Source organism: Maricaulis sp., assembly GCF_048269565.1.
Classification (GTDB): Bacteria; Pseudomonadota; Alphaproteobacteria; order Caulobacterales; family Maricaulaceae; genus Maricaulis.
Genome location: NZ_JBLXIK010000004.1, coordinates 1 through 25,094 on the forward strand (window position 1 = coordinate 1; position 25,094 = coordinate 25,094).

General features: G+C 63.8%; 23 protein-coding genes. 13 read left to right on the top strand and 10 right to left on the bottom strand.

What is annotated here, in order from left to right; all coding sequences use genetic code 11:
* Positions 1-162: 162 nt before the first annotated feature.
* From ACN0YL_RS09255 to ACN0YL_RS09275, 5 genes are all read right to left on the bottom strand, one after another.
* Positions 163-555: a DUF4112 domain-containing protein gene (locus ACN0YL_RS09255; RefSeq protein ID WP_417497785.1), complete on the bottom strand. Its 393-nt coding sequence runs from the start codon at positions 553-555 to the stop codon at positions 163-165.
* Between the two features lie 15 nt (positions 556-570).
* Complete coding sequence (locus ACN0YL_RS09260; RefSeq protein WP_417469770.1) at positions 571-729, bottom strand: YqaE/Pmp3 family membrane protein; 159 nt, start codon at positions 727-729, stop codon at positions 571-573.
* Between the two features lie 73 nt (positions 730-802).
* Positions 803-1,957, bottom strand: coding sequence for a PepSY-associated TM helix domain-containing protein (locus ACN0YL_RS09265; RefSeq protein ID WP_417497786.1), 1,155 nt, complete (start codon positions 1,955-1,957; stop codon positions 803-805).
* Between the two features lie 179 nt (positions 1,958-2,136).
* On the bottom strand, positions 2,137-2,658 hold the full coding sequence (locus ACN0YL_RS09270; protein WP_417469774.1) for a hypothetical protein: 522 nt from the start codon (positions 2,656-2,658) through the stop codon (positions 2,137-2,139).
* A 279-nt stretch (positions 2,659-2,937) separates the two neighbouring features.
* Complete coding sequence (locus tag ACN0YL_RS09275) at positions 2,938-4,245, bottom strand: MFS transporter (RefSeq protein WP_417497787.1); 1,308 nt, start codon at positions 4,243-4,245, stop codon at positions 2,938-2,940.
* Between the two features lie 243 nt (positions 4,246-4,488).
* Here ACN0YL_RS09275 and ACN0YL_RS09280 point away from each other — a divergent pair, with 243 nt between their 5' ends.
* Positions 4,489-6,261, top strand: a complete 1,773-nt coding sequence (locus tag ACN0YL_RS09280; RefSeq protein WP_417497788.1) for an ATP-binding protein — start codon at positions 4,489-4,491, stop codon at positions 6,259-6,261.
* Positions 6,262-6,267: 6 nt separating this feature from the next.
* On the opposite strand, the gene ACN0YL_RS09285 is transcribed toward ACN0YL_RS09280, so the two are convergent.
* Together ACN0YL_RS09285 and ACN0YL_RS09290 are read right to left on the bottom strand one after the other, a co-directional pair.
* A complete protein-coding gene (locus ACN0YL_RS09285) occupies positions 6,268-7,818 on the bottom strand; it encodes an acetolactate synthase large subunit (protein ID WP_417497789.1) in 1,551 nt (516 codons plus the stop codon).
* A gap of 26 nt (positions 7,819-7,844) precedes the next feature.
* Positions 7,845-8,993: an alpha-hydroxy acid oxidase gene (locus ACN0YL_RS09290; RefSeq protein ID WP_417497790.1), complete on the bottom strand. Its 1,149-nt coding sequence runs from the start codon at positions 8,991-8,993 to the stop codon at positions 7,845-7,847.
* 222 nt (positions 8,994-9,215) lie between these two features.
* On the opposite strand from ACN0YL_RS09290, the gene ACN0YL_RS09295 reads away from it, so the two are divergent.
* From ACN0YL_RS09295 to ettA, 8 genes are all read left to right on the top strand, one after another.
* The gene (locus ACN0YL_RS09295; RefSeq protein ID WP_417497791.1) at positions 9,216-10,115 is read left to right on the top strand and encodes a S1/P1 nuclease; all 900 of its coding nucleotides are present in this window, start codon (positions 9,216-9,218) and stop codon (positions 10,113-10,115) included.
* 165 nt (positions 10,116-10,280) lie between these two features.
* The gene (locus ACN0YL_RS09300; protein ID WP_417497792.1) at positions 10,281-11,261 is read left to right on the top strand and encodes an SDH family Clp fold serine proteinase; all 981 of its coding nucleotides are present in this window, start codon (positions 10,281-10,283) and stop codon (positions 11,259-11,261) included.
* 79 nt (positions 11,262-11,340) lie between these two features.
* Positions 11,341-11,811, top strand: a complete 471-nt coding sequence (locus tag ACN0YL_RS09305; RefSeq protein WP_417491188.1) for a GAF domain-containing protein — start codon at positions 11,341-11,343, stop codon at positions 11,809-11,811.
* A 253-nt stretch (positions 11,812-12,064) separates the two neighbouring features.
* Positions 12,065-12,709 (top strand): TetR/AcrR family transcriptional regulator, encoded by a 645-nt coding sequence (locus tag ACN0YL_RS09310; RefSeq protein ID WP_417497793.1) that lies wholly within the window; start codon positions 12,065-12,067, stop codon positions 12,707-12,709.
* Positions 12,709-13,434: a M48 family metallopeptidase gene (locus tag ACN0YL_RS09315; RefSeq protein WP_417497794.1), complete on the top strand. Its 726-nt coding sequence runs from the start codon at positions 12,709-12,711 to the stop codon at positions 13,432-13,434. Before ACN0YL_RS09310 ends, ACN0YL_RS09315 begins: the two co-directional genes overlap by 1 nt.
* A 119-nt stretch (positions 13,435-13,553) precedes the next feature.
* Positions 13,554-14,000 carry a hypothetical protein gene (locus tag ACN0YL_RS09320; RefSeq protein WP_417497795.1) on the top strand — a complete coding sequence of 149 codons (447 nt, stop codon included), beginning with the start codon at positions 13,554-13,556 and terminating at the stop codon, positions 13,998-14,000.
* A 113-nt stretch (positions 14,001-14,113) separates the two neighbouring features.
* Positions 14,114-14,554, top strand: a complete 441-nt coding sequence (trxC, locus tag ACN0YL_RS09325) for a thioredoxin TrxC (RefSeq protein ID WP_417497796.1) — start codon at positions 14,114-14,116, stop codon at positions 14,552-14,554.
* A 170-nt stretch (positions 14,555-14,724) separates the two neighbouring features.
* On the top strand, positions 14,725-16,392 hold the full coding sequence (gene ettA, locus ACN0YL_RS09330) for an energy-dependent translational throttle protein EttA (protein WP_417497797.1): 1,668 nt from the start codon (positions 14,725-14,727) through the stop codon (positions 16,390-16,392).
* 58 nt (positions 16,393-16,450) lie between these two features.
* Here ettA and ACN0YL_RS09335 read toward each other — a convergent pair whose 3' ends face one another.
* Positions 16,451-17,719 (bottom strand): D-amino acid dehydrogenase, encoded by a 1,269-nt coding sequence (locus ACN0YL_RS09335; protein ID WP_417491194.1) that lies wholly within the window; start codon positions 17,717-17,719, stop codon positions 16,451-16,453.
* A 96-nt stretch (positions 17,720-17,815) separates the two neighbouring features.
* Between ACN0YL_RS09335 and ACN0YL_RS09340 the strand changes: the two genes are divergently transcribed.
* Positions 17,816-18,760 (top strand): ArsR/SmtB family transcription factor, encoded by a 945-nt coding sequence (locus ACN0YL_RS09340; protein WP_417491195.1) that lies wholly within the window; start codon positions 17,816-17,818, stop codon positions 18,758-18,760.
* Positions 18,761-18,828: 68 nt separating this feature from the next.
* Here ACN0YL_RS09340 and ACN0YL_RS09345 read toward each other — a convergent pair whose 3' ends face one another.
* Positions 18,829-20,007: a helix-turn-helix domain-containing protein gene (locus ACN0YL_RS09345; RefSeq protein WP_417497798.1), complete on the bottom strand. Its 1,179-nt coding sequence runs from the start codon at positions 20,005-20,007 to the stop codon at positions 18,829-18,831.
* Between the two features lie 236 nt (positions 20,008-20,243).
* Here ACN0YL_RS09345 and ACN0YL_RS09350 point away from each other — a divergent pair, with 236 nt between their 5' ends.
* The 3 genes from ACN0YL_RS09350 to rimK all read left to right on the top strand — a co-directional run bounded on the left by ACN0YL_RS09350 (position 20,244) and on the right by rimK (position 23,158).
* Positions 20,244-20,924: a DUF4386 domain-containing protein gene (locus tag ACN0YL_RS09350; RefSeq protein WP_417497799.1), complete on the top strand. Its 681-nt coding sequence runs from the start codon at positions 20,244-20,246 to the stop codon at positions 20,922-20,924.
* A gap of 50 nt (positions 20,925-20,974) precedes the next feature.
* Positions 20,975-21,643 (top strand): DUF2306 domain-containing protein, encoded by a 669-nt coding sequence (locus tag ACN0YL_RS09355; protein ID WP_417497800.1) that lies wholly within the window; start codon positions 20,975-20,977, stop codon positions 21,641-21,643.
* A 99-nt stretch (positions 21,644-21,742) separates the two neighbouring features.
* Complete coding sequence (gene rimK, locus ACN0YL_RS09360; protein WP_417491199.1) at positions 21,743-23,158, top strand: 30S ribosomal protein S6--L-glutamate ligase; 1,416 nt, start codon at positions 21,743-21,745, stop codon at positions 23,156-23,158.
* Between the two features lie 950 nt (positions 23,159-24,108).
* Here rimK and ACN0YL_RS09365 read toward each other — a convergent pair.
* On the bottom strand, positions 24,109-24,984 hold the full coding sequence (locus tag ACN0YL_RS09365; protein ID WP_417497801.1) for a hypothetical protein: 876 nt from the start codon (positions 24,982-24,984) through the stop codon (positions 24,109-24,111).
* Between the last annotated feature and the right edge of the window lie 110 nt (positions 24,985-25,094).

Here is a 25,094-nt window from a genome sequence, read left to right on the forward strand (position 1 = left end):
GCAGGGGGTGGGGATAAGTTTGACGATTTATCGTCATCCCGACGCAAGTCGGGACCTCGATATCACGGGCTCCGCGCTTGCCATGTCGAGGTCCCGGCCTTCGCCGGGATGACGTGAGATAATTGTCGAGGTTGGGGGATAAGCGGCCCGGCGCTCGTCCCGCTAGCGGATACGCTTCGCCGCCTGGCGCTCGAGAAAGCGGGCCAATAGCGCGGTATTGCGGCGGTTGGCCTTGAAGGCGACGTCGAAAATGTCGCCGACGACCGGGATTGCGCCGATCACGAGGTCGAGCGAGGTGTTGACCAGCATCCGCGCCAGCACGTGCAGCGGCGCGCCGAGGCTGGCGGCGCGGACGATCAGGTAGAAGGCCGGTGCCAGCATCGCCAGATCGCCGAGACCGGGGACCAGTCCGATCAGGCCGTCGAGACCGAAACGGATCGTGGTGCCGGGAATGCGAAACCGGGTATCGAGCCAGTCGGCCAGGGTCTCGAGCCGGGCCAGTTCGCGCTTGCCGGCGTCGTCATGTGTGCCGTCGCGGCTGTCATCATCATGCATCGGACAGGCTCCGCGTCATCGCCGGGCGATGATCCAGACGGCATGCAGCACGCCCGGGACATAGCCCAGCAGGGTCAAAAGGATATTGATCCAGAATTGCAGCCCGAGCCCTTCCTTGAGGAAGACGCCGAGCGGTGGCAGCAGGATCGAGAGAATGATGCGCAGGACATCCATGCAGGCAGCTCCAGCCGGTTGGGTTCGGGGCCGAAACTGCCCGTGAAATTGGGCGAAACTTCGCCGCCGGCCGCTATGACCTGCGCTTGCGCCACACGGGCAGGACCAGGCGCCGCCAGGCGAGCGCCAGACCGGTCCAGACCAGGAAGAGCGCGGCGAGGGATCCGAGCCCGGCCAGGGTCTGCCCCCACCAGCCATACACTTCTCCGGTGTGCAGGAAGCGCAGATAGATGCGCGCCCGGCGGGCCGGGGTCTGGGTCTGGGCGACGACGACATCGGTCAACAGACCGCCATCGCTGCGGTCGAAGGTCAGCAGGTGTTTGCGGTCATACTGGGCACCATTGCCGGTATCGACCGTCACTTCGACCGAGGGTGCGGACGGGGTTGTCGGCAGTGCGACCGTCACCGTGCGCCAGTGGCGGTCGCTCATGCGGGCGGTCTCGAACATGTCCTGCAGGGCAGCGGTCTGTTGCAGGGGCGGCAGCTCCTGTTCACGGCTGTCGGCATTGCCACCCGGGGCGGGGCCGGGGCCGCGCTGGGACGACGGAGCCTCGCCATAGGCGCGTGTGACCAGATTGGCAGCCCAGGGGTAGGAGATCACCACCCCGGAAATTACCACCGCGAGCAAGGGCACCAGGGCCCAGATCCCGAATACGTGGTGCCAGTTGTAATCGCGTGCCTTGGCGCCGGGCAGATGGGTGCGGAAGAACAGGTTGAGCTTGATGAAGGACCAGCGCCAGGCCTTGGGCCACCACAGGTAAAACCCGCTGACGAGGATGAAGAGGAAAGCCAGATTGGCGGCGCCGGTGATGGCGGCGCCGGTTTCGCGCGCCTCGCCGCTCATCGCCAGATAGCGGTGCAGGCTGGTGACCGCGCGGAAGAAATCCTGCATCGGCCCGGCAGCGCTTTCCAGCGGCTCGCCGGTATAGGGATGGATCAGGCTGGTGTTTCCGCGTCCGGCACTGATCTCGACCGGGCGCGCCGGGTCGCGGTGGAACACCAGCGAGCGCCGTGTCTGCGCCTCGTCCTGCTGCGCGATCGCCGCCAGTTCATCAACACTCAACCGCTCACCGGTCATCGTCTCGGGGCTGAGCCGGGCTTCGGCGGAATCCAGCATTTGCCGTTCATAGGTCAACAGGACGCCGGTCGCTGACAACAGAAAGACGATCAGACCAACGGCAACGCCGACGCTGAGATGGGACCAGAAAATGATACGGCGAAAGGACAAGATGGACTCCGGTATTGGCAAGACCTGGAGTCTATACGTGCAGCAATTGAGATTCTGTCGCAAGTGTGCCGGGCAGGGCTGCGATTTGTGCAGCGGATGAGCCCGAGCCGGCCCGCCCCTCCCGTTGGCGGGAGCAGGGCAGGCGGGTCTTCAGGTTCGGCCAGGCCTGCGCAGGCTGACTAGAAGCGGCCGCCGGCGCGGCGCTTGGTTGCCGGTGCGGCACCGCCATTGGTGGCCAGCAAATGCTTGGCGATGGCTTCGACGATCTTGAGATCGCAATCCTCATCGGTATTGACGTAGAGATTGCCGCCCAGAATGGCCGCGGCCGCATCCGGCGCCTCGATCGCTGTCGTGGTGTGGTCGGCCAGCAGGGCCGCGCTACCGGTCAGGGCAATCACCGGCTTGTCGGCGGCGAGGAAGAGCTTGATCAGCGCGTGGGCGCTGGCATCGAGCAGCATCGCGCCTTCAAGCAGAACCAGGGCTTCATAATCGCCCGCATCCAGTTCGGTCGTCGTTTCGGTGATCGCGAAATTGAGTTCGGACGGGCCGTTATAACCACGCAATGCGGCCTGCTGATCGGAAACCAGGGTCAGGCGGCGATTGTGGCGGCCGAAGGTTTCGGAGGCGTCCTGCAATTGCTGGATATTGACTTTTTCAGCGGCGAAAGCGGCGATGCGGTTGGGGCGTTGGCCATGATTCATAGGGGGAGGCGTCTCCTCGTGACGATTGAGTCCGGTGGGTGGATTGAATGGGAATTGAGCGCGATGGAATAGAGAAATTGCAGGAAAAAGCAAGCGATGCAGGTGTGATTAAATTAATCTTCGTCGCAAAATCAAAAAACACTGCTGAAAGAAATCGCGGTTTGTTTCATGATATTTGGAGCTTGGTCAGAGCGGAAATTTACCGACTGGATATCTTCGCAATCCAGATTTCGTGTATATTTTGGTTGCCGCGTATAGTGCGGGGCATATCCGGTGCCATCACGTGGACGAAGCCGGTGAATCTGCCTCATCGGCCAGCTCTTCATCGCCTTCCGTCATCGGATTGAGATCGGCCGCCGAAACACTGGTCGCGGTCGACGGGGCAAATTCGCCCTTGTCGATATCGGCCACCTGCTTCACGCCGGCGCGCCGGTAGAGCATGGCGGCCGCGAGCACGAACAGGCCGGCGGCTGCGAACAGGAACAGACCGCCACCGCCGGCCAGGCTCATCACGCCGCCGGCGAGCGAGGGGCCGAGCATCGAGCCGGTCGCCCACAGGATCAGGATGCCCGACATCATATTGGCCGCCTGGCCGGGCTCGGCGCGATCGGCCGCGTGGGCGACGGCGATGCCGTAGAAGGAGAGCGAGCCGGCACCCCACAGCGCGGCGAGGAGAAAGACCAGCGGCAGCGGCAATTGCATCGCGAACAGCGCCAGCAGCCCGGCTGCGAGCCCGCTGATGGCGGCGAGGACAGCGATGACGATGCGGCGGTCGAAATGGTCGGAAATCATCCCGGCCGGCCATTGCGCCAGCACCGTGCCGGCCATCATCGCGGCATTGAAGACTGCCGCCATGCCGGCGACTGATTCCGGCGAGAGGTCGGTGATGAACAGGGCGTAGAGCTGCATCACGGCGCCATTGACGACGCCGGCGATGAAGGCCGCGATCACGGCCGAGGGCGCGGTCTGCCACAGCCGGACCGGGCCGAAGGGTTCGGCGCTGGGCGCCGGCGGCTCGGCGCGGCGTGTCGCCGAGACCGGGATCAGGCTGGCGGTGAACAGGGCGCTGACCAGCAAGAAGCCGGCGGCGCTGCCCGGCGTTGTATAGGCCGCGAGGAAGGGGCCGATCATGAAGCCGAGCTTGGAGGTCACCAGATAGAAGCCGAGCACGGCGCCGCGTCGTTCGGCCGGTGCGGCGCCGGCAATCCAGCTTTCGCCGGAGGCAAACAGGCCGGCAACGCTGAGCCCGATCAGGGCCTGCATCAGCATCCACCAGGCGGTATGTTCGCTGATATAGAGCCCGCCTGCGGCCAGTGAGCCGACAGCGGCGAAGGCGGCGAAGGCGCGGATATGGCCGATCTGGCGAATCTCGGCCGGTGCCAGCCGGGCGCCGAGCATGAAGCCGAGGGCATAGCTGGAGGCGATGGCGCCGATGGTGAGCGTCGAGGCGCCCTGGGCGATCAGGGTCAGCGGCCCGACCACGGAAATGGCACCCGTCGCGGCCTGCAGCAGGGCCAGCGCCGTCACGACCGCGGCGATATTGCGGTATTCGTCGATCAGCTTTCTGTCGTCGCCGGGTGTCGTCATGGCGGAAATGTCCTTTGCCTGTCGCGAGTAACCGCGCGCGCGATCCGGTTCGTTTGGCACGATCCGGGGGCTGACCACAATCGGGCGCTTGCGATTTGCCCGTCTGGCCACTGCGCTGAGCCTATCACCGGGACTGCACGAGTCATGATTAATTCAGCTCATGGAAATTTAACGGCTGACAGGCCCCAATCGACCGGCAAATTGGGAGAGTCGCCTATTTTCTGGAAACGCCTCGACAGGTTGATGGCGGTCGATACCGCCACCGGCTTCGACCGAAGAATCCAATACCGGGTCGCGCTCGCCTTTACCGTGACCATGGCCGCGACCGCGCTGATCAATGCGCTGGTGCTGACGGGCTCGGGAGAAGGCCGTCCCGGCATGGTTGCGCTCGCGCTTGCGACCCTGCTGGTCTACGTGCTGGTGGGCATTGTCGGGCTGCGGCTGCACAGGCCCAATCTGACGATCGGACTGGTGCTGGCCGCGAGCCTGGTGACCCTGATCGGAGCCATCTGGGGCAATCGCGGCGGTTTTCCGCCGGCGATGATCTATCTGCCGATTGCGGCGCTGGGCGTCTATATCGCCTGGGGGGCGCGCGCTGCGCTGGCCGCTGGCGTGGTCATCATCGGCCTGCTCGGGACCGTTCTGCTTGTCAGCCAGCGCCTGGTTGGAAGTGATCTGGCGACAATGCCGCCCAGCCTTGTGGCGGTGTTCGCGCTGGTGGTCGGCTTTACCTGTCTGTGGGTGAGCTTTTTTGCGTCGACCTACCGCTCGGCCAGCCACGCCGCCAATGCCGAACTGGCGGATGCCAATGAACGCCTGCAGGAGGCGCTGGCCGAGGCCGAGGCCGCCAACCGCTCCAAATCGGAATTCCTGGCCATGATGAGTCATGAAATCCGCACGCCGCTGAATGGTGTGCTCGGGATGAGCCGGATCCTGCTCAGTGATGAAGCCCTGACAGCCCAGCAGGCAGAGCGGATTGCCGTGATCAATGAGTCGGGCGAAAACCTGCTCGAACTGCTCAATGATATCCTTGATTTGTCCAAGCTCGAAGCGGACGCCATCGCGCTGGAGGCGATTGATCTGGACATTGTCTCGCTGACCGCGAGCGCCACGGCACACTGGCGCCTGCAGGCCGAGAGCAAGGGGGTTGAGCTGGTGCTTGGCGCCCATGATGTCGCCGAGCCCATACTGTGCGGCGATGCGCTCCGTATCCGGCAGGTTCTCAACAATCTGTTGGGCAATGCCGTGAAGTTCACCAGTGTCGGCCAAATCTGCGTTGATCTCCACCAGACGGCGGCCGGGGCTGACGGCCAGATCGAGACCGCGGTCAGTGTCAGCGATAGCGGCGCGGGCATTGCCAGCGAGAAACTGGTGACGATTTTTGACGCTTTCAGCCAGGCCGACAGTTCGACAACCCGCAAATATGGCGGCACCGGCCTCGGGCTGGCGATCTGCAGCAGGCTGGCCGAGCGGATGGGCGGGGCGATCAGCGCGGAGAGCCATGCCGGAATCGGCTCGAAATTCACCTTCGTGATCCGCACACCGCGCGGCAGCCGGCAGGTTGAAGCGCCCGCCGGGCCGATCATTGCACCGGTCAGGCCGGACCGCCCCGTGTCGGTCCTGGCCGTTGATGATGTTGCGACCAACCGGCTGGTGATCGCGGCCATGCTGGACCAGTCGCTGGTCGGCGAGACGATCCGGATCGATTGTGCCGCCAGTGGCGCCGAAGCGATCGAGGCGGCGTCGGCCAAGCCCTATGATCTCATTCTGATGGATATCCAGATGCCCGAAATGGACGGGTATATGGCCCGTCGGCTGTTGCAGGAAAATCCGGCAACGGCGGCCATTCCCGTGGTCGCGCTTACCGCCCTGGCCTCGGACCAGGCGCGGCAGAGCCTGATCGGGGCGGGCTTCCTCGATTGCCTCGACAAGCCGGTCGATACGGCCGAGCTGCGCCGGGTGCTGGCGCAGGTCCTGATGCCCGAACCCTCGCCCCGGATGGCGAAGAGCGCCTGATCCGGATCAGATTTCCGCGACGATCAATTGCGGTCCCCCGGCCTTGATGGCGGCGGCGAGGGCGGTGTCGAACTCGCCGGCCGTGCGGGCCCGGTGTCCGGGGACGCCGAAGCCTTCGGCCAGCTTGACCCAGTCCATTTTCGGATCATCGAGCGAGAGCATTTGCTGTGCTGTCGGACCGGGCTCGCCGGCGCCGACGCGGGCGAGCTCGAAATTCAGCACCAGATAGGAATGGTTGGCGAAGACGATATTGATGATGTTCAGCTTTTCGCGTGCCTGCGTCCACAGCGCCTGCAGGGTATAGGCGGCAGCGCCATCACCGCACAGGGCAAAGACCTGGCGCTCCGGACAGGCCAGCGCGGCGCCGACCGCCTGTGGCATGCCCGATCCGATGGCGCCGCCGGTCAGGCAGAGCCAGTCATGCTTTGGTCCGCTGCCGGTCCAGGGGAAGACGCCCATGCCCGAGGTCGTTGCGTCATCACACAGGATCGACTCCTCGGGCATGTGCCGCGCCAGCGAGATGCCGGCATAGCCCGGATTGAGCGCTTCGTCGGGGAAGAGCTTCGGCATTTGTGCCCGGTCGGGCTTGGGCTGCGGCTCGACGGGTCCGAGCCGGTCTGCCAGCGCGCCCATGGCGGCGATGATATCGTCGGCGGGGCCGCCCAGCGTGACGATATCGGCACCGTCCGGAGTGAATTCACCGCGCTCGCCGGGATAGGCGAAGAAGGCGACCGGCGCCTTGGTGCCGGCGATCAGCAGCAGGTCGCAATCGGCCAGCTCCTGCATCGCCTCGCCGCCCAGATAGCTCAGGCGCTTGGGCGCGAAACGGCCATGACCGCGGGCGATGCGCGGAACGAATGTATCCATGAAGACACGCGCGCCGCTGGCCGCTGCGATATTCGCGGCCGCTTCGAGGCCGGCGTCCAGGCAGGCCTCATTGCCGAGAAACAGGATCGGCGATTTCGCGGATTTCAGCGCCGCGGCTGCGGCGTCGATGGTCGCGTCGCTGACCGGCCGCAGGGCGGGCAGGGGCACAGCCTCGATCACATCGGGTTCCTGGTCTGACCAGGCGCAGTCGGCGGGCAGGATCAGGCTGGCGACACCGCGCTCGGGCCCGTAGGACTGGCGAACAGCCTCCACGGCCATGGTTGATACTTCGGATGCGAGGTTTACCTTGCCGACCCAGCGCGACATGGGCGCACACACGCCGGCAACATCGCTGGTCAGGGGCGCGTCGAGGGCGGCGTGGGCGACAGCGTGATCCCCGACAATATTGACCACGGGGGCGAAGGCGCGGCGGGCATTGTGCAGATTGGCGAGGCCATTGCCGACGCCGGGGCCGAGATGCAGCAGGGTGCAGGCCGGCTTGCCGGCCATGCGGGCATAACCATCGGCGGCACCGGTGGCGACGCCCTCAAACAGGCACAGCACCGATTTCATGCCCTCGGCCCGGTCGAGGGCAGCGACCATGTGCATTTCCGAGGTGCCCGGATTGGTAAAACAGAGCTCGACGCCCTGGTTGACCAGGGTTCGGACCAGGCTTTCAGCTGCGAACATGGCGTTACTCCTTCGCTTACGAAGAATTAGAGGGGCGGGCGGCGGACGAAATCGGGGCCGAGATCGCGCAGGCGTGCGGCGCCGGTCAGGGCGAGATCGCGTTCAAGGCTGGTGGTGAGGAAGTCGAGGGCACGGTTGACGCCGGCTTCTCCGGCGGCGCCGAGGCCAAACAGATAGGGCCGGCCAATGGCGACGGCGCGGGCACCGAGCGCCAGTGCCTTGATGATATCGGTGCCGCGGCGGATGCCGCCGTCGAGAATGATCTCGGCCTGGCCGTCCACCGCGTGGACAATGTCGGGCAGGGCATCGATGGTTGCGGTCGAGCCGTCGAGCTGGCGCCCGCCATGATTGGATATCCACACCGCATCGGCGCCGATATCGATGCAGCGGCGCGCATCATCGGGCCGCACAATCCCCTTGATCGCGAACGGGCCGCCCCAGACCTGTTTCATCCAGCGGGCATCTTCCCAGGTGACGGTGCGGTCAAACTGGCGGTTGATATAGCCCATGATGCCGTCGCCTTCCGGATTGTCGTCGGCGAAATTGGCCGGCGTGATCTTGGGCGTGGTCAGCATGTCGAACAGATAGCCGGGCCGCGCCAGCACCTGGGCGACGGTCTTGGGATTGATCTTGGGCGGCACGGTAAAACTGTTGCGCAGATCGCGCTCGCGATTGCCGGCGACGGGCACGTCGACGGTCAGGATCAGGCCGGTAAAGCCTGCAGCCCTGGCGCGCTCGAGTGAGGCCTCGACGATGGCGCGGTCCTTCCAGACATACATCTGGAACCATTTCGGGCCGGTCGTCTCCGCCGCGATCGCCTCGATCGAGGTCGAGCCCAGCGTCGAGAGCGAATAGATCAGCCCGTGGGCCGCGGCGGCGCGCGCCACCGCCGTCTCGCCGCCGCGCGGATGGAAGAGGCGCTGGGCGGCGGTCGGGGTGACGATGATCGGCGCGGCGCAGGGCGAGCCCATCACCGTGGTCGACATGTCGATACTGGCGATATCGACCAGCGCCTTCCAGTTCAGCGCATAGGCGTCATAGCGCGAGCAATTGGCCCGCAGCGTCACCTCGTCATCGGCACCGCCATCAATATAGTCGAACACCATGCGCGGCAGGCGCTTTTTCGCCAGCGCGCGCAGGTCGTCGATATTGTGGGCGGAGTCGAGCTTGGACATGACACGAGCCTTGCCTGCGCTGCACCAACGGTCAAGCGGCGCGGTGACGCAGCGCAGCCGGTTTTCTGCCAATTCAGCACCCGTTTGGAAAACGCATCTGAAATCACCGGTTTCACTGGCGGCGAATGCCCGTTGCGAATAGTAGAGCCGGGCGAGTGTGTGACCTAGACACATGCCCGATCCAGGCGGCGGGCGGCCGCGTTATTTCCAGGGCGGTATCCGATGTCTTTTTTGCGTCTACTCGTGGCGGGCGGCCTCGCGGCAGCCCTGTTGAGCGTTTCCCCGGCAGTCGCCTACGGCCCCGACGGTCATCGCATCGTCTGTGATCTCGCCTATCGCTATCTCAGCGACGAAGCCCGCACCGAGGTTGACCGGCTGGTGGCGCTGGATGCGGAGTTCGACCATTTCCGCGACGTCTGTTCCTGGGCCGATTCCGCCTCGCGCTCGACGCATGAATTCACCCGCACCTGGCATTATATCAACCAGCGCCGCGACGATCCGCATATCGATGCCGAGGACTGCGCCGAGGACGGCTGCATCACCGAGGCGATTGACCTGCATGCCGGGGTCTTTCTCGATCGTGCCCGCAGTGATGCTGACCGGCTCGAAGCCTTGAAATTCCTCGCCCACTGGCTCGGCGATGTTCACCAGCCAATGCATGTCTCGATCGAGGGTGATCGCGGCGGCAATGATATCGAGGTGCTCTGGCGCGGCGAACGCCACACCAATTTTCACCGCGTCTGGGATAGCGAGATCATCCTGGACTATATGAGCGAGCAATGGGGCTGGGCGCCGGAAGCGACGCGCTGGTCCTATTTCGCAGACGAACTGGCCTCGGAAATCCCGCTGGGCGGCGTTGATATCTTCACGCCGCTCGACCCGATCGCCTGGGCGCAGGAAAGCCATGACATCGTCCGCTCGCGCGATTTCGCCTATTACTGGGCCCGCGCCGATCAGCCGATCGCGCCCGGTGACGCCTATTACGAGCGCGGCCTGCGCATCAGCCGCCAGGAATTGAAGCTCGGCGGTGTACGCCTCGCCGGGCTGCTCAATCAACTGGTCGCCGAACGCCGCCTGGCCGCGCTCGGCGGCGGCTCGCCACTGTCGGCACTGGACGACTAACGCACGGCGACGTCGCAGAAATCGACCGCGCGGGCCCGCTTCCCGCTTGTCGCGATGCGTTCATAATGGTTAACATGCCTGCCGGTGCGGCCCTGACGGGGCCTGCAAACTCCGGGGGGAGATGTGTTGGATTTTGCGGACCAGACGGTTCTGATTGGCGCCGCCATGGCAGCGCTTATCCTGGTGCTGCTGGCGGTCATCTTCGCGATGGTGGCCTCGCGCCGCCAGAACGCGTCGGACGAGGAGCAGGTCGCCAAGCTGCGCCGCAAGCGCGCTGTCGCCTATCAGGAGGCCAAGGCCGAGTATCGCCGCTTCCGGTCGAAATTCGAGAAGTCCAATACGCTGCTGATCGAGTTCATCCATGATCTCGGCGATGGCTTCATCGGGCGGGACAGTGCGCCGCAGCAGATCGTGTTCGACGAGGCCTTTGAGGCGATCGCGCTGATCCGTCAGGCCAATCCGCGCTCCAAAATCGTCATCGTGCTGCACACGCTCGGCGGCTATGCCCGTCCGGCGCACATGATCGCACTGGCGATCAAGGAACATTTGCGCAAGACCAAGCACAATTCGAAACGCGACCCGCACGTCGTCGCCTATGTGCCCTATGTCGCCATGTCCGGCGGGGCGATGATCGCGCTGGCGGCCGAGAAGGTAGCGATGGATGCGACCGCCTCCCTCGGTCCGATCGACACCATCTATGGCGGTTTCCCGACCGAGACCTATCGCGATCTGCTCGAGCAGAAGGGTCCGCTGGCGACCCAGGACGTGCTGGTGATGCTCGCCCACGAGGCCGAGAAATACGACCGTTATGCCGACCGGATCGCGCGCGAGATCATTCACGACAATCACAAGGCCGAGGACAGGGATCCCGATTTCCTCGCCGACTATCTGTCCTCCGGCAAGCTCTCGCACAGTGAGGCAATCTCGCCGGCCGGGGCGAAGGAGCTGGGCGTCAATGTCACGACGAAGATCCCGCCGGAGATCTATGGTCTCGTCGATGCCCGCATCCGGATGATTCATACGCGGCTTGAGTATGAGGAGCGCCATGCCGCCAATCCGGACGCTGGCGGCTCCGAGGCCGAGGATGCCGACAAGACCATGCAGCGCGTCATCCGTGAGAGCCTGGGCGGCGGGGTCCGGATCTGACGGTTGGCGGTGCTGCACTCATGGCTTGAACCGGCTCCGGTCAGCCCCAATTACTGGGCTGACAATGAAGGATGCCATCATGAGTGAGAAGTCGGGGCTTTATGCCGATGTCCGCAAGCAGATCGCCTCGGTGATTGCCGGAGAGACCAGTGTGACGGCGCGCTATGCCAGCGCTGCCTGCCTGTTGCGCGAGGCGTTCGGCGCCCGCTTTTTCTGGACCGGCTTTTATGTCGTTGATCCGCTCAAGCCTGATGAACTTGTGGTCGGCCCCTATCAGGGCACGCTGGGTTGTCTGCGCATCCCCTTCGGGCGCGGTGTCTGCGGCGCAGCCGCGGCGACGGGCGAGACGCAGCTGGTGAGCGATGTCCACGCCTTCCCCGGTCATATCGCCTGCGACAGCCGCTCGAATTCGGAAATCGTGGTGCCGGTATTCGGGCCGGACGGCGTGCTGGCGGCTGTGCTCGATATCGATTCGACGGAGTTTGGCGCCTTCGACCTTGAAGACCAGGCCGGTCTCGAAGCGATCTGCCGCGATTTGCTGACGGTCTGAGCCGCGCCCCGGATGCCGATGCAGACGCGGTGGGTGGCAGCGCGTTGAGCTTGGGGCAAGGGCGCTGCCACCCGCCCCGCCTTTTGGGGCGGCGGGGCTCGCGAGCTGTGGGCCCGGTCCGGATTGCACCGGATCAGTCTCGGTCAACCTTGTCGAAGACCGGGCGGGTGTCGCGATCGAGGATATCTTTACTGAAAAATAATTCAATGAACAGAGTTTCATTTTATCAGTCAGCACCCGCCGGGGAAATCAGGTGGCCGTAAGCCGCAAGGACCAGAAGGATGCCACCCGCGAGCGCCTCGTCAGCGCCGGCGCGACCATCTTTGCCGCCGATGGCGTGCAGGGCGCGCGAATCGCCGACATTGCCCGTGAGGCCGGTGTCGCGATGGGCACACTCTACACGCATTTTGCCGACAAGGAGGCGCTGTTCCTCGAAGTCATGCGTGCGGGCAAGCAAAGCGTTCTCGAGGGGCTGGCGCTGGCCCGTGAGTCCTCCGACACCCGCGAGGGCCGTGACCGGGCTGCGATGGAGGGCGTGGTCGCCTTCGCCCAGATTTATGGCCCCTTGTTCCGCTTGATGCTCAGCCGAGGTGCCGGCGACCCGGTTCAGCGCGAGGTGGTAGATGCCATTACGGCACTGCGGGTCGCCGAACTGATCGAAGGCCAGGCCGAGGGCTGGGCCCGTGCCGATCTCGATCCCGAGGCGGCGGCGCGCTGTGAAGTCGGCGCCGTTTTCCATCTGCTCGACTGGTGGATCGACAATCCGGGGCGCTTCACGCCGGCGGCGCTGGTTGAGCAGCTTTGCAGTGTCCGCCGCCTTGGCATTGAAGGCGCCGGCCCGCTGGCCGGCAGCGCCGGCGACTTGCCGCCCGCAACCGCGAAAGGCAGCATGTCCTGATGACAAAGCCCGCCCGTATCCGCCTGGATGAGCATGAGATCGACTATGTGCTCCTGCGCAGCCGCCGCCGCACGATCGGCTTCACCATTGGCCGCGACGGGCTGACGGTGACGGCGCCGCAGCGCGTCAGCCTCCGGGAAATCGAAGGCGCGTTGCAGCAGAAATCCCACTGGATCCTCAGCAAGCTCGCGGCCTGGGCCGAGCGGCCGCGCCAGCGTGAGCTGGCCTATGAAAGCGGCGAGATGCTGCCCTGGCTCGGCGGTGAGCTCCGGCTGCAGGTCGAGCCGCGCGGCATTCGCACCACGCTGCGCCGCGAGGGCGACCGGGTTCTCGTTACCGTCGACCCGGAGGCCAGCGGTGAGCTGCGCAGGCGTGCCATCGCCGGCGCCCTGGCACGACACTACAAGCGCGAGGGCGAGCAGTTCATGGCGCCGCGCGTGGCGCAGTTTGCCGCGCGTCTCGACCGGCCGCTGCGCAAGGTCGTGGTCCGTGACCAGAAACGGCGCTGGGGCTCGTGCGCAGCCGATGGCACCATCCGGCTCAACTGGCGGCTGATGGGGTTTCCGGAGGTGTTGATCGACTATGTCTGCGCCCATGAGGCGGCGCATCTGGTCGAGCCGAATCATTCGGCAGCCTTCTGGAACACGGTTGCCCGTCTGATGCCCGACTGGAAACTGCACCGCGAACAGATGCGGCGCGAGGCGGACTTGTGGACTTGGGACTAGGACGTGCGGCGGGGTAGGCCGCCAGCACAGGCTGCGATCAATGTCGTGAACGGGCTGGAAATTTTGCCAAGCAACTGGTTAGCTCAAGAAACGCCGTGACTACAGGGGAGGGGGAGTCGATGCCGGATGGTTTTGCATACACGCTCAGCATGGTTCTGGACGACAAGGCCTTGTCGATCCAGCTTCATGGCGGCTGCGATATCGAGGCGAGCCTGGTCTCGCTTCAGACGCTTGCCGACACGCTGGCGAAAAATCCGATCGAAGGCCTGCTGATGGATTACAGCCGGTATGAGCTGACCTTTGAAATGGACGAATTTTCCAAGCTTGCCGACGCATACTGTACCGAATTCCCGGACCGTTTCCCGGTCGCCTTTGTCTATCGGGAGAACCAGGTCGGACGGGCGATCTACATGACCCGGCGGCTTGAAGAGACAGGCCGGCCCAGCCGTGCCTTCGACTCGGCTGACATGGCGATGTCCTGGCTGCAGGACCAGCTGGTGCCGCGCGTGATGCCGCCGTCCGGCGGGCCCGGCCAGTCGGGCACGAGTCTGGGGGCGGCCGGCTAGGCGCTGGCGATCTCACCGGTTTCAGGCCCGGCGTTTTTGCCGCACCGCCCCGATATGGAAGCGGGCAGCTGGCGTCGCTATTGTCAGCTCAGCCATAGCCGGGTGAACTAGCCATGACCGATTTGATCCACATCACCTGTCCGGTCTGCCAGGCCAGAAACCGCATCCCGGCGGACAGGCTTTCCGCCAGCCCGACCTGCGGCAAGTGCAAGGCGCCGCTGTTTCCGGACACCCCGTTCGAGCTCGATGAAGCCCGGCTCAACAAGCATCTGAAAAATGATGAAGTCCCGCTGCTGGTGGATTTCTGGGCGCCCTGGTGCGGCCCGTGCAAGATGATGGGGCCGATGTTTGCGGACGCCTCGCGGCAGATGTCACCGGCGGTGCGCTTTGCCAAGCTCGATACCGAACAGCACCAGAGCGTCGGCGCCCGCTTCCAGATCCGCGGCATTCCGCTGATCATCCTGTTCGACAAGGGCCGGGAAGTCGCCCGCCAGACCGGGCTGATGAATGCGGGGCAGATCGTCAGCTGGGTCAGGCAGAATTTAAAGGGGTAGGGGCCTCCCCCGTGGCAATCGCACCGCGCCGTCCCCATCTATCTCCCGACACATAATCCGCCGGATGCTCCCCGATCTGCCCCCATGCGCTGCGGCCGCGTTGCCCAATGCCCGGCGGTCAGTTAAAGGGAGCCCAGCTTTACCCCCTTTGCCGAAGAGACCATCCGCCCATGTCCGCCTATCAATACGTCTTCCATATGGACAAGCTGTCCAAGACCTATCCCGGTGCCTCCAAGCCCGTGTTCGAAAATATCTCGCTCCACTTCCTGCCCGACGCCAAGATCGGTGTCGTCGGCGTCAATGGTTCGGGTAAATCCACCCTGCTGAAGATCATGGCCGGGATGGATAGCGAATTCAGTGGCGAGGCTTGGGCCGAAAAGGGCGTCAAGGTCGGCTATCTGGCCCAGGAGCCCAATCTCGATGACTCCAAGACTGTCTGGGAAAACGTCATTGAGGGCTCGGCGCAGAAGAAGCTGATCGACGAGTTCAATGCCGTCTCGATGAAGCTCGCGGAGGATTATTCCGACGAGCTGATGGAAGAGATGAATACGCTGCAGGAAAAGATCGATGCGGCCGATGCCTGGGACATTGATTCCAAGATCGAAATGGCGATGGACGCGCTGCGTTGCGCGCCGGCCGACTGGGGCGTCAAGGATCTCTCCGGTGGTGAACGCCGCCGCGTCGCGCTGTGCCGCCTGCTGCTGTCGGAACCGCACATGCTGCTGCTCGATGAGCCGACCAACCACCTCGATGCCGAATCGGTGGCCTGGCTGCAGAATTATCTCGAGAAATTCGCCGGCGCCGTGCTGGTCGTGACCCACGACCGCTACTTCCTTGATAGCATCACCACCTGGACGCTGGAACTCGATCGCGGCCGCGGCGTGCCCTATGAGGGTGGCTATTCCTCCTGGCTGGAACAGAAGACCAAGCGTCTGGCCCAGGAAGGCCGCGAGAAATCCGCCAAGGAACGCGCCCTGGCCCGCGAGCTGAACTGGATCCGCTCCTCGCCGAAAGCGCGCCAGGCCAAGTCCAAGGCGCGTATCCGCTCCTATGAGGAATTGCGCGAGCAGGCCGAACGGGCCGATATTTCGCACGCGACGATCAATATCCCGCCAGGCCCGCGCCTCGGTGGTGTCGTGGTCGAGGTCGAGGGCCTGAAGAAGGGCTATGGCGACAAGCTGCTGATCGATGGTCTGGAATTCAAGCTGCCACCGGGCGGCGTTGTCGGTGTGATCGGCCCCAATGGTGCCGGTAAATCGACCCTGTTCCGCATGATTATCGGCCAGGAAACGCCTGATGAAGGCTCGATCCGGCTCGGCGATACAGTCAAGCTGGGCTATGTCGACCAGTCGCGCGACCAGCTCGATCCGAAGAAGACCGTCTGGGAGGAAATCTCCGAGGGCAATGACATGCTCAATCTCGGCAATCGCGAAGTGCCGAGCCGGGCCTATGTCGGTGCCTTCAACTTCAAGGGCGGCGACCAGCAAAAGAAGGTCGGCCTGCTCTCCGGCGGTGAGCGCAATCGCGTCCACCTCGCCAAGATGCTGAAAGAGGGCGGCAATCTCCTCCTCCTCGATGAGCCGACCAATGATCTCGACGTCGAGACCCTCTCGGCCCTGGAAGAAGCGCTGGAAATCTATCCCGGCTGCGCCGTGGTCATCTCCCACGACCGCTTCTTCCTCGACCGCATCGCCACCCACATTCTCGCCTTTGAAGGCGATAGCCATGTGGAATGGTTTGAAGGCTCCTTCTCCGATTATCTCGAAGACAAGAAGCGCCGCCTCGGCGCCGATGCGGACATCCCGCACCGGATCAAGTTCCAGAAATTCGGACGGTAGTCCGCAATTTCATTCGCATGCAGAGAAGGCCCGGCGCGAGCGCCGGGCTTTTTTTGTGTCAGATCCGGCTCGCTGCAAACGGCTTGGGATCGACCGGCGGTGTCTCGCTGTCCATCAGGGCCGCGAGCAGGCCGGCCGAGCCCATCGCCTGGGTCCAGCCGAGATGACCATGGCCGGTGGTCAGCCACAGGCCCTTGGCGCGGGTTTCGCCGATGAAGGGGCGGCCATCGGCACTCATCGGCCGGAAGCCGGCCCAGGCATTGATCTCGCCGGCCAGTAGCTGGTCGGCGAATTGCGGATAGATGGCGCGGACCAGGGATTTGAGGTTCTCGACGCGTTCGGTGCGCAGGCGTCTGTCATTGCCGGCGATCTCGGCGGTGCCGGCGATGCGCAGACGATTGCCCATCGGCGTGATGATGGTGTGCAACGCCTCGTCGAACACCGGCCTGCCAGGGCGGTCTTCGAGACCCGACATGTCCAGGGTCAGCGAATAGCCCTTCACCGGACGCACCGGCAGATGCAGGCCCAGCGGCTTGAGCAATGACCAGGCGGTGTGTCCGGCGGCGAGGACGATGGTGTCGGTCTCGATCTCCTCGGTCTCGGTGCGCACGCCGATGATCTGGCCGCCGCGATCCATCAGCTCGACGACGCGCGTCTGCCATTCGAACACCACGCCGGCGTCCTGCGCTGCGGCCGCCAGACCGGTGGTGAAGCGATGGGCATCGCCGGATTCATCGTCGGGGAAATGGATCGCACCGGCGATCTTGCCGGCGATCCCGGCCAGTTGCGGCTCCAGCGCCAGCGTCTGCTCGCGGTCGAGCACCTCATAGCGCAGGCCGAGCGGCACCAGCCGGTCGGCGGCCAGGATGGAGGCCTCGATCGCCGCCGGGGTGCGGCAGAGTTTGAGCGTGCCGCGCCGGAGGTTGTCGAACTGGAGCCCCAGCTCATCGCGCACGGTCTGGGTCTGGGCCAGACTATAGCGCGACAGGGCGAAATTGGCCTGGCTGGCGGCGGCGTGGCGCTGGTGGGTGGAATTGCGCAGGAAGCGCAGACCCCAGCCGATCAGGCCCGGCAGCGGCGCCAGCCGCAATTTCATCGCAGCGGCGGGGTCAAACAGCGAGGCGATCAATTGCCCGGCGACGCCCGGCTGGTTCCACGGCTCCGGCTCCGACGGTGTCAGCGCGCCGGCATTGGCGAAACTGGTCTCCAGCGCCGGCCCCTCCAGGGCGTCGAGCACGGTGACGGCATGGCCGTGCCGACACAGCGTCCAGGCGGCGGAAACGCCCGCCAGTCCGGCTCCGATAATGATGATCTCGCGGCGTCTCAAATCGCCCTCCAGAATCCGGCATACAGGCTTGCCTTTGAACTTCGTCGCGATGCGGATAAAAGCAAGGGACATTCCGCACTTACAGGCAAGATTCCGATGGACGCACTGGTCACCCAGCTCAAGGCAATCGCCGAACCGACCCGGCTTCGGGTGGTCTCGCTATTGTCACGCGGCGAACTGACCGTGTCGGAACTCGTGCATGTGCTGGGGCAAAGCCAGCCGCGCGTCAGCCGCCATCTCAAACTCCTGACCGATGCCCGCCTCGCCGAACGCCTGCCCGAGGGGGCTTATGTGTTTTATCGCCTGACCGATGCCGGTGGCGGCCGCAAGCTGGCGGAAATTGTCACCGATCTCCTGCCCGCTGACGATCCGGTGCTGACGCGCGATTTCGCCCGGCTGGAATCGATCAAGCAGGCGCGCGCCGTCGCGGCGCAGACCTATTTCGAGAGCGTCGCCGAGGACTGGGACCAGATCCGGCGCCTGCATCTCGCCGACGCCGAGGTCGAGGCGGCGATGCGCGAGCTGGCGGGGCCGGGCCCGTTTGATCTGATGATCGATGTCGGCGTCGGCACCGGCCGTGTGCTCGAGCTGTTCGCCGACCGTGTCCAGCGCGGCGTTGGCGTCGATATCAACCACTCCATGCTCAATGTTGCTCGCCTCAACCTGGCCAATGCCGGCCTGGCCAATTGTTCGGTGCGCCATGCCGATGTCGGCGCGCTGCCGTTCGAGAACGCCGCCGCCGATCTCGTCACCGTGCACCAGGTTTTGCACTATCTCGACGACCCCGCCGGTGCCGTCACCGAATGCGGCCGCTTGCTCAAACCCGGTGGCCGCCTCCTGATCGTCGATTTCGCACCGCACCAGCTGGAAACCCTGCGCGAGGATCACTATCACCGCCGCCTCGGCTTCTCCGACGAGGAGATGCAAGCCTGGATCGAAGGCGCCGGCCTGAAACTGGCGCACCAGACCTCGCTGCACCCCGATGAGCCCAGCGGGCAATTGACGATGAAAATCTGGGTCGCTGTTCCGAGTGATGGGTAGGGGGCTCCCGGCGATGCCTCCCGCCTATTCGAGGCCGCGGCTTGTTCCGGTGCGTCCAATCGTCTGAGCTATCCCCCCGCAGCGGAAAGCCGCTGGGCCCGGTACTGGCTCGGGGTCTGTCCCGTGACCCGTTTGAAGGCCTTGTAGAAGGATGAGCGGGCGTTGAAACCGACCGAGAGTGCGATGGCAAGCACGGTCTCGCTGCCCGCCATGATTTGCGGCTGAGCCGCCACCACGCGCCATCTGTTCACATAGTCAAAGAAGCATTCTCCAATCGTCTCGTTGAGGGTCTGGGAGATGTGATTGGGCGAGGTCCCGATCTGGCTGGCCAGCCTTTGCAATGAGAGGGCGGGGTCCAGATAGGCCTGGTCTTCGCGCATGGCGCGCTCGATCTTGGCGGCGATCCGGGCGGCCTGGTCGGGGCCGAGGGCGGATCGCAGATATTTGCGCTCCCCGGCCTCGTCGGGTGCAGCCTGGTTCTCCTCCCCGGGCTGGACCTCCGGATAACGTCCCTCAAAACCCGGCTTCTGGCGCAGCCCCCATAGGCCGAGAAACCAGACCAGAATCAGCGCGGTGGCAGCATTGACCCAGTGGCCAGCCAGCTCCAGACCCAGAAAATTCTCACTCACGAGCATGCTGGTGGCGAGCAGCCATGATCCCCCCAGGAAAAAGACAAGCCAGGCGAGCCAGTCCAGCTCCCGGTCTTCATTGCTGGCAAACAAGTCCCGGATTCGCCTGCCATAGGCTGCGAGGCGATACAGGATTCTCGCGACATAATATCCCGACTGTCCGATCCAGCCGATCACCAGCACGAACAGGACGAGCGCGACGACGGGGGGAAAGATTCCGTCCGGAAGCTCGCCGTGCAGGAACATGGTCGAGCGGGCTGTCGGGTCCATCGCGGCGATCATGGCGCTCGCCATCAGGCCCAGTAATGCGGGCACAAAATGCCAGACATGGGCTGTTCTCGGGCGCCAGGCGGTCTCGGACGTCAGACCTTCGACATAAAACCACAACATCGGACCCAACAGGAAGAAGGTCGGGGCCGCGATCGCGGGAAACAGGGCCGGTGCCAGCGGGAACGAGGCGTGGAGGAGTGGTGCCGACGCGATCGCGCCGAAGGCGCAGAAAAACCCGGCAAGCGGCAGCCCGGTCGGGGCGCGCGCGGACCGCATCAGCAGCACGGATGCGCAAAGCGCCGCCTGGCCGACAGTCGCGCCTGCGAGCATCACATCAAGGGTGTCCAATAGCCCAGCCTCCGGTTTCCCGCTTGATTAGGCACCCTGTGGCGCGATGACAAGCGGCGAGCCTGAAGCCCGGTGTCCGGCCCGGCAGGCGCGGACAGAAAACTGTCTCAGCCGACAGGCCCGGCCGACAGGCAGGCGTCCGCTGGTCCAGGGATGCGGCTTGTCACGATCGACATTGCGCGGGCGATGGCCTGGCCGGACCCGGTCGGTCAAGGAAGCCGCAGAGGAGAATCTGCATGATCAGTTTTCAAAGAATTGGCGGCCTGTCGGCACTGGTTGCGGCGGCCACATATCTGGTGGGGTTCTGGCTCTATTTTCAACTTCTCGAGCCGGCCCAATATGGCAGCTCGCTTCTGCCGCCGCTGCAACACGCCGGTTTCCTCGCGGAAAACGAGGCTCTGATGCGGGGCTGGAACTTCATCATCTACATCGTGAACGGCGTTTTCCTGACGGTCCTGGCGATCGCGGTTCACCGTCGCCTGGCAGGAGCGCCCACCGGCCTGGCACTCTGCGCCACGGCGTTCGGCTTGATGTGGGCGACGCTCGTGCTGGCCAGCGGCATGGTGGCCAATGTCAGCCTGGGGGTTATCACCGGATTGTACGAGACCGAGCCTGTCCAGGCGGCCGGCGCCTGGCTGGTCCTGACGACGGTGCAGGAGGGGCTTGGCGGTGGCAATGAGCTCGTCGGCGGGCTCTGGATCCTGCTGGTCAGTGCCGCAGCCCAGTGCGCCCGATCTCTTCCAGCCTGGCTCAATCTCCTGGGGGTCGTAATCGGGCTGGCCGGACTGCTGACCCTGCTTCCCGGCTTGACCGATGCGGGTGCTGTTTTTGGTCTGGGCATGATCGCCTGGTTCCTCGCCGTCGGCTTTGCCCTGCTGTTCGGACGCCGCCCGGATGAATCGGTCGCCAGCCGCTGAGATTGCATCGATCCTGCGCACAATTTCACCGTCACACTGAAAGTCACTTGATGGAACTTCCTCAAATCGCCCTGATTCATCTGGCTGCGGGATGCATCACCATTCTTGCCGGAACTGTTGCCCTGGCATCCGCCAAGGGCCGGCGTCTGCATCGGTGGGCGGGCACTGTGTTCGTCGCCGTCATGCTCTGCCTGACCCTCAGCGGCCTGTATCTCAGTTACAGCCGCGAGATCATATTCACGGCGTTTCTTGCAATCCTCGCCTCGCATCTGGTCATCACCGGCTGGTTTGCTGCCAGACACAAAGACGGGACAACCCGCCGGGTGGAGATATCGGCGCTCTTGCTGATCATGCTGAACACGGCGGTGTGTCTGGCAGCTGGCCTGCATCTCTCGATCGCCGGCAATGATGCCCCCGAACTGCCCTCGGCTGCCGAGTATTTCATCGTCGCCGGGTTTTCGGGCTTTTTGTCGATCCTCGATTTCAGGGCGATGAGACCGGCAGGCCTCGACGCTCGGGGCCGCATCGCCCGCCATCTCTGGCGCATGTGCTTCGCCCTGTTCATTGCCGTGGGCATATTCTCCGGGGGCAATAGCAATATTCTCCCTGAATTCGCACAACACCCCATAATCCTGGCGGCGCCGGTCGTGGCGGTTCTGGCCGTGATGGTCTTCTTCCTCTTGCGCGTCTGGCTTGGGCGCGGGCCTCCGGCCGCATAGGTCTGCCTATTCCGGAGCGCCAGTGCTCGCGCGCCCCTTGGCTCCCCCAGACTTTCTGCTAAGACCGAACCGTGTTTTATCGCGACGGTTGAGAGACAAATGGACAAGACATTCCAGCTCGGTTGGGAAGAGTGGGCGGCATTTCCCAAGCTGGGGCTGCCGGCGGTGCGGGCCAAGGTGGATACCGGGGCGCGGACTTCGGCGCTGCATGCGGTCTCGGTCGAGCCCTTCGGGCCGCTCGACAAGCCGCAGGTGCGCTTCATCATGCACCCGGTGCCGGACAAGCCGGAGATCGAGGTCGTCTGCTCGGCGCCGGCGGTTGACCGGCGCGAGGTGACCTCGTCGAATGGCGAGCGTGAATTGCGCTGGGTGATCGAGACGCCGATCCGGATCGGTGACCGCACCTGGCCGGTCGAGCTGACCCTGACCAATCGCGAATCCATGACCTACCGCATGCTGCTCGGCCGCCAGGCGATCGGCGAGGACATGACGGTCAGTCCGGGCCAGTCCTGCGCCCAGGGCGTTCTGGATTACGAGCTCTACAAGGATTTCCCGCGCCGCCGCCCGGTCAAACGGCCCTTGCGCGTGGCGATCCTGACGCGCGAGCCGAATAATTATTCCTCCCAGCGCCTGAAGGATGCCGCCGAGACGCGCGGCCATGTCGTCGAGATGATCAATACCGCGCGCTGCACCCTGGCGCTCGATGCGGCTGATCCGCGGGTGTTCTATGATGGCAAGCCACTGCCGGCCTATGACGCCATCATTCCGCGTATCGGCGCCAGCATGACGGGGTATGGCATGGCGGTGCTGCGCCAGTTCAACATGATGGGGGCGTATTGCCTCAATACGGCCGAGGCGATCGGCGCCTCGCGCGACAAGCTCTATGCGCACCAGGTGCTGGCGCGCGAGGGCATTGCCATGCCGGTAACGGCCTTTGCCCATTCGCCGAAGGACACCAACAACCTGATCGCCCATGTCGGCGGCGCGCCGCTGGTGGTGAAGCTGTTGCAGAGCACGCAGGGACGCGGCGTCGTGCTGGCCGAGACCAAGAAGGCCGCGGAATCGGTGATCGATGCCTTTCGTGGTCTCGAGGCCAATTTCATCGTCCAGGAATTCGTCAAGGAAGCGGGCGGTGCCGATATCCGCTGCTTCATCGTCGGCGGCAAGGTGGTGGCGACCATGATGCGCCAGGGCGAGGCCGGCGAGTTCCGCTCCAATTTGCATCGCGGTGGCTCGGCGACCAAGGTCAGGGTGTCCAAGGACGAACGCACCGCCGCCCTGCGCGCCGCCAAGGCGCTGGGGCTGTCCGTCGCCGGGGTCGATCTGCTGCGATCCTCGGTGGGGCCGAAAATCCTGGAAGTGAATTCCTCGCCCGGTCTGGAAGGCGTCGAGCGCACGTCGGGCAAGGATGTCGCCGGCATGATCGTGGAATATATCGAGGACCATGTCCGCCCCGTGGCGCGCAAGACGGTGCGGCGCAAGCAGGCGGTGGCGGCGAAGCCGGCGGCGGACTGACGCCTGGATGCGATCGGGGAGGGCGGCGCGTTGAGTGCTGCGTCTTCCCGGTTCCAGACTGTCAGCGAAAATCACTGTCTGCCATCCTGCCATTCTGTCATCGGCGCGAAAAATGGCTTGTGGGACAGGGGGATGGCGAGTGTTTGCCAGTGGCAGTCAGCCTGTCATCCTGTCACGGACTGTCATCTCCGCAGCGCCTGCCCCGGCGCGGAAAGCCGGTGAGGGCGGAAAGTTGGGGTGGGGCCGACAATGTCAAAGAGCGCGAAATCGCATCGATTATAGCCTGGCGGGGCTTGGGGTGGATAAGTCTGTTCTGAAACCATGGGCGCCGGGCAGCTGTTTTCGGAGGTGGGTAATTTTCCCCGACAAACCGCCACAAAGCGTCATTCCAGCGCAGGCTGGAACCCAGTTCATAGAGCGCAAACCTCTAATGGGGTGGCGTTTGCGGGATTCACGATGGCGTCTGAATCTGGGTTCCAGCCTGCGCTGGAATGACGATTGTTTGTGCGTTTGGTGATGGCTAAGGCGCGGATACACACCCCAAACCACACATCACCTTCCCCCGGAGGAGCGAAGCGAATTCCGGGGCCTGCCATGCGTTGGCGACCTGCCTGGTTTCCCCTCCGGCAGGCCCCGGAACAAGTCCGGGGAAATAGTTTTTTGATTTTATTCAGGAGACCGGCCCAAGCGGCCAGACCCCACCCTGAAAACCATGCCGGGATCCGGCCAGACTGGACTTGTCTCGTCAAGGGCGCGAAGCGCCGCTGTGCGGTCAGGACCCTTGACGAGACAAGTCCAGTCTGGCGCCCTGCTTGGCAAGGATTTCAGGGATGGGTGCGCCCGGCGCGGGCCGGGGCGGGGTTGGAGATTCAAGCGATGCTATAAAGGCTTGGCATACGGAAATGGGCGCCGGTCACCAATTATTCGGAAATGTCGTTTGTCCATGGTTTTTAGGTGGCGCACAATTCCGTAGAGATATCGATGACCGCAAGATTCTCGCCCGACCGACGTTGGTATTGCTCTCGTACGGTCCCCCCTGCGGCGTAGATAGGCAGAAATTGCTCCGACTGACATACGGTGTTTCGTACAGTCTCTGTGAACGAAAATGGAAGCACGATACTATCGCTGCTGACGGTATAATGCCGAACCAGGACTGTGCCTTCAGCGCGAATCGAACTCAGCTCTGTAACAGCATCAATCCTTCGAACTTCGTCGTGATAACTGGCTAGAAGCGTCAAGGCGTCAGGCAATCCGTAGCGACGAATCTGCCAAGCCAATACTGTTGCTTGAGCACTCGAACTGGATCCGATCGAGTCGAGTGAGGTGTCTATTCGACGGTTGGTGGCAGTCGCTGCCCAATTTGCGACGACCACGAAGACCAAACCGATCGCAACCAATTCATATGAAACCCTATGTCGATCAACCGAATTGCTTCGCACTCTGCTCGGTACAAATATCAGAACAAAGTTCACCAACGGCACAAATGCCAGAAATGCCCAACGCTTTGAACCGAACGCATCATAAGAACGGGCGACTCCAACCAAACCGAGCCATCCTCCGAGCAAGACACAGCCCATAATTGTCAACGCAACAGCGAGGTCAATGCCATCATTGGAGTAAAGCGTGAGGGGATTCCTCCACACACCCGCCAACAAGGCGGCAGCCAAACCAACGCCTGAAGAATGCGCAAAAAATTGTTCTCTGCGCATACGAAAACTTGTCTTTCCGACCAACAATATGGCGCTGACGGCGCTCAATAAAAACGCGCACAAATAAACCAACAATCCGTGTGCTGCGATCACACTCAAATAGTCGGTACTCGTCACATTCATAGGCAACCTCGCCGTTTGCAGTCCACGTCACTTTTCCACACTACAAGGTTCGTCAATAGTACTTCGACCAGCAAAAAAATGATGTAGTTTTCAATAAACGGGGA

Coding starts and splice junctions, on each gene's coding strand:
- ACN0YL_RS09315 (WP_417497794.1), top strand. CDS start 12,709: ATGACAAAGCCCGCCCGTATCCGCCTGGATGAGCATGAGATCGACTAT.
- trxC (WP_417497796.1), top strand. CDS start 14,114: ATGACCGATTTGATCCACATCACCTGTCCGGTCTGCCAGGCCAGAAAC.
- rimK (WP_417491199.1), top strand. CDS start 21,743: ATGGACAAGACATTCCAGCTCGGTTGGGAAGAGTGGGCGGCATTTCCC.
- ACN0YL_RS09320 (WP_417497795.1), top strand. CDS start 13,554: ATGCCGGATGGTTTTGCATACACGCTCAGCATGGTTCTGGACGACAAG.
- ACN0YL_RS09355 (WP_417497800.1), top strand. CDS start 20,975: ATGGAACTTCCTCAAATCGCCCTGATTCATCTGGCTGCGGGATGCATC.
- ACN0YL_RS09290 (WP_417497790.1), bottom strand. CDS start 8,993: ATGTCCAAGCTCGACTCCGCCCACAATATCGACGACCTGCGCGCGCTG.
- ACN0YL_RS09270 (WP_417469774.1), bottom strand. CDS start 2,658: ATGAATCATGGCCAACGCCCCAACCGCATCGCCGCTTTCGCCGCTGAA.
- ACN0YL_RS09340 (WP_417491195.1), top strand. CDS start 17,816: ATGGACGCACTGGTCACCCAGCTCAAGGCAATCGCCGAACCGACCCGG.
- ACN0YL_RS09285 (WP_417497789.1), bottom strand. CDS start 7,818: ATGTTCGCAGCTGAAAGCCTGGTCCGAACCCTGGTCAACCAGGGCGTC.
- ACN0YL_RS09280 (WP_417497788.1), top strand. CDS start 4,489: ATGGCGGTCGATACCGCCACCGGCTTCGACCGAAGAATCCAATACCGG.
- ACN0YL_RS09275 (WP_417497787.1), bottom strand. CDS start 4,245: ATGACGACACCCGGCGACGACAGAAAGCTGATCGACGAATACCGCAAT.
- ACN0YL_RS09260 (WP_417469770.1), bottom strand. CDS start 729: ATGGATGTCCTGCGCATCATTCTCTCGATCCTGCTGCCACCGCTCGGC.
- ACN0YL_RS09305 (WP_417491188.1), top strand. CDS start 11,341: ATGAGTGAGAAGTCGGGGCTTTATGCCGATGTCCGCAAGCAGATCGCC.
- ACN0YL_RS09255 (WP_417497785.1), bottom strand. CDS start 555: ATGCATGATGATGACAGCCGCGACGGCACACATGACGACGCCGGCAAG.
- ACN0YL_RS09295 (WP_417497791.1), top strand. CDS start 9,216: ATGTCTTTTTTGCGTCTACTCGTGGCGGGCGGCCTCGCGGCAGCCCTG.
- ettA (WP_417497797.1), top strand. CDS start 14,725: ATGTCCGCCTATCAATACGTCTTCCATATGGACAAGCTGTCCAAGACC.
- ACN0YL_RS09300 (WP_417497792.1), top strand. CDS start 10,281: ATGGCAGCGCTTATCCTGGTGCTGCTGGCGGTCATCTTCGCGATGGTG.
- ACN0YL_RS09350 (WP_417497799.1), top strand. CDS start 20,244: ATGATCAGTTTTCAAAGAATTGGCGGCCTGTCGGCACTGGTTGCGGCG.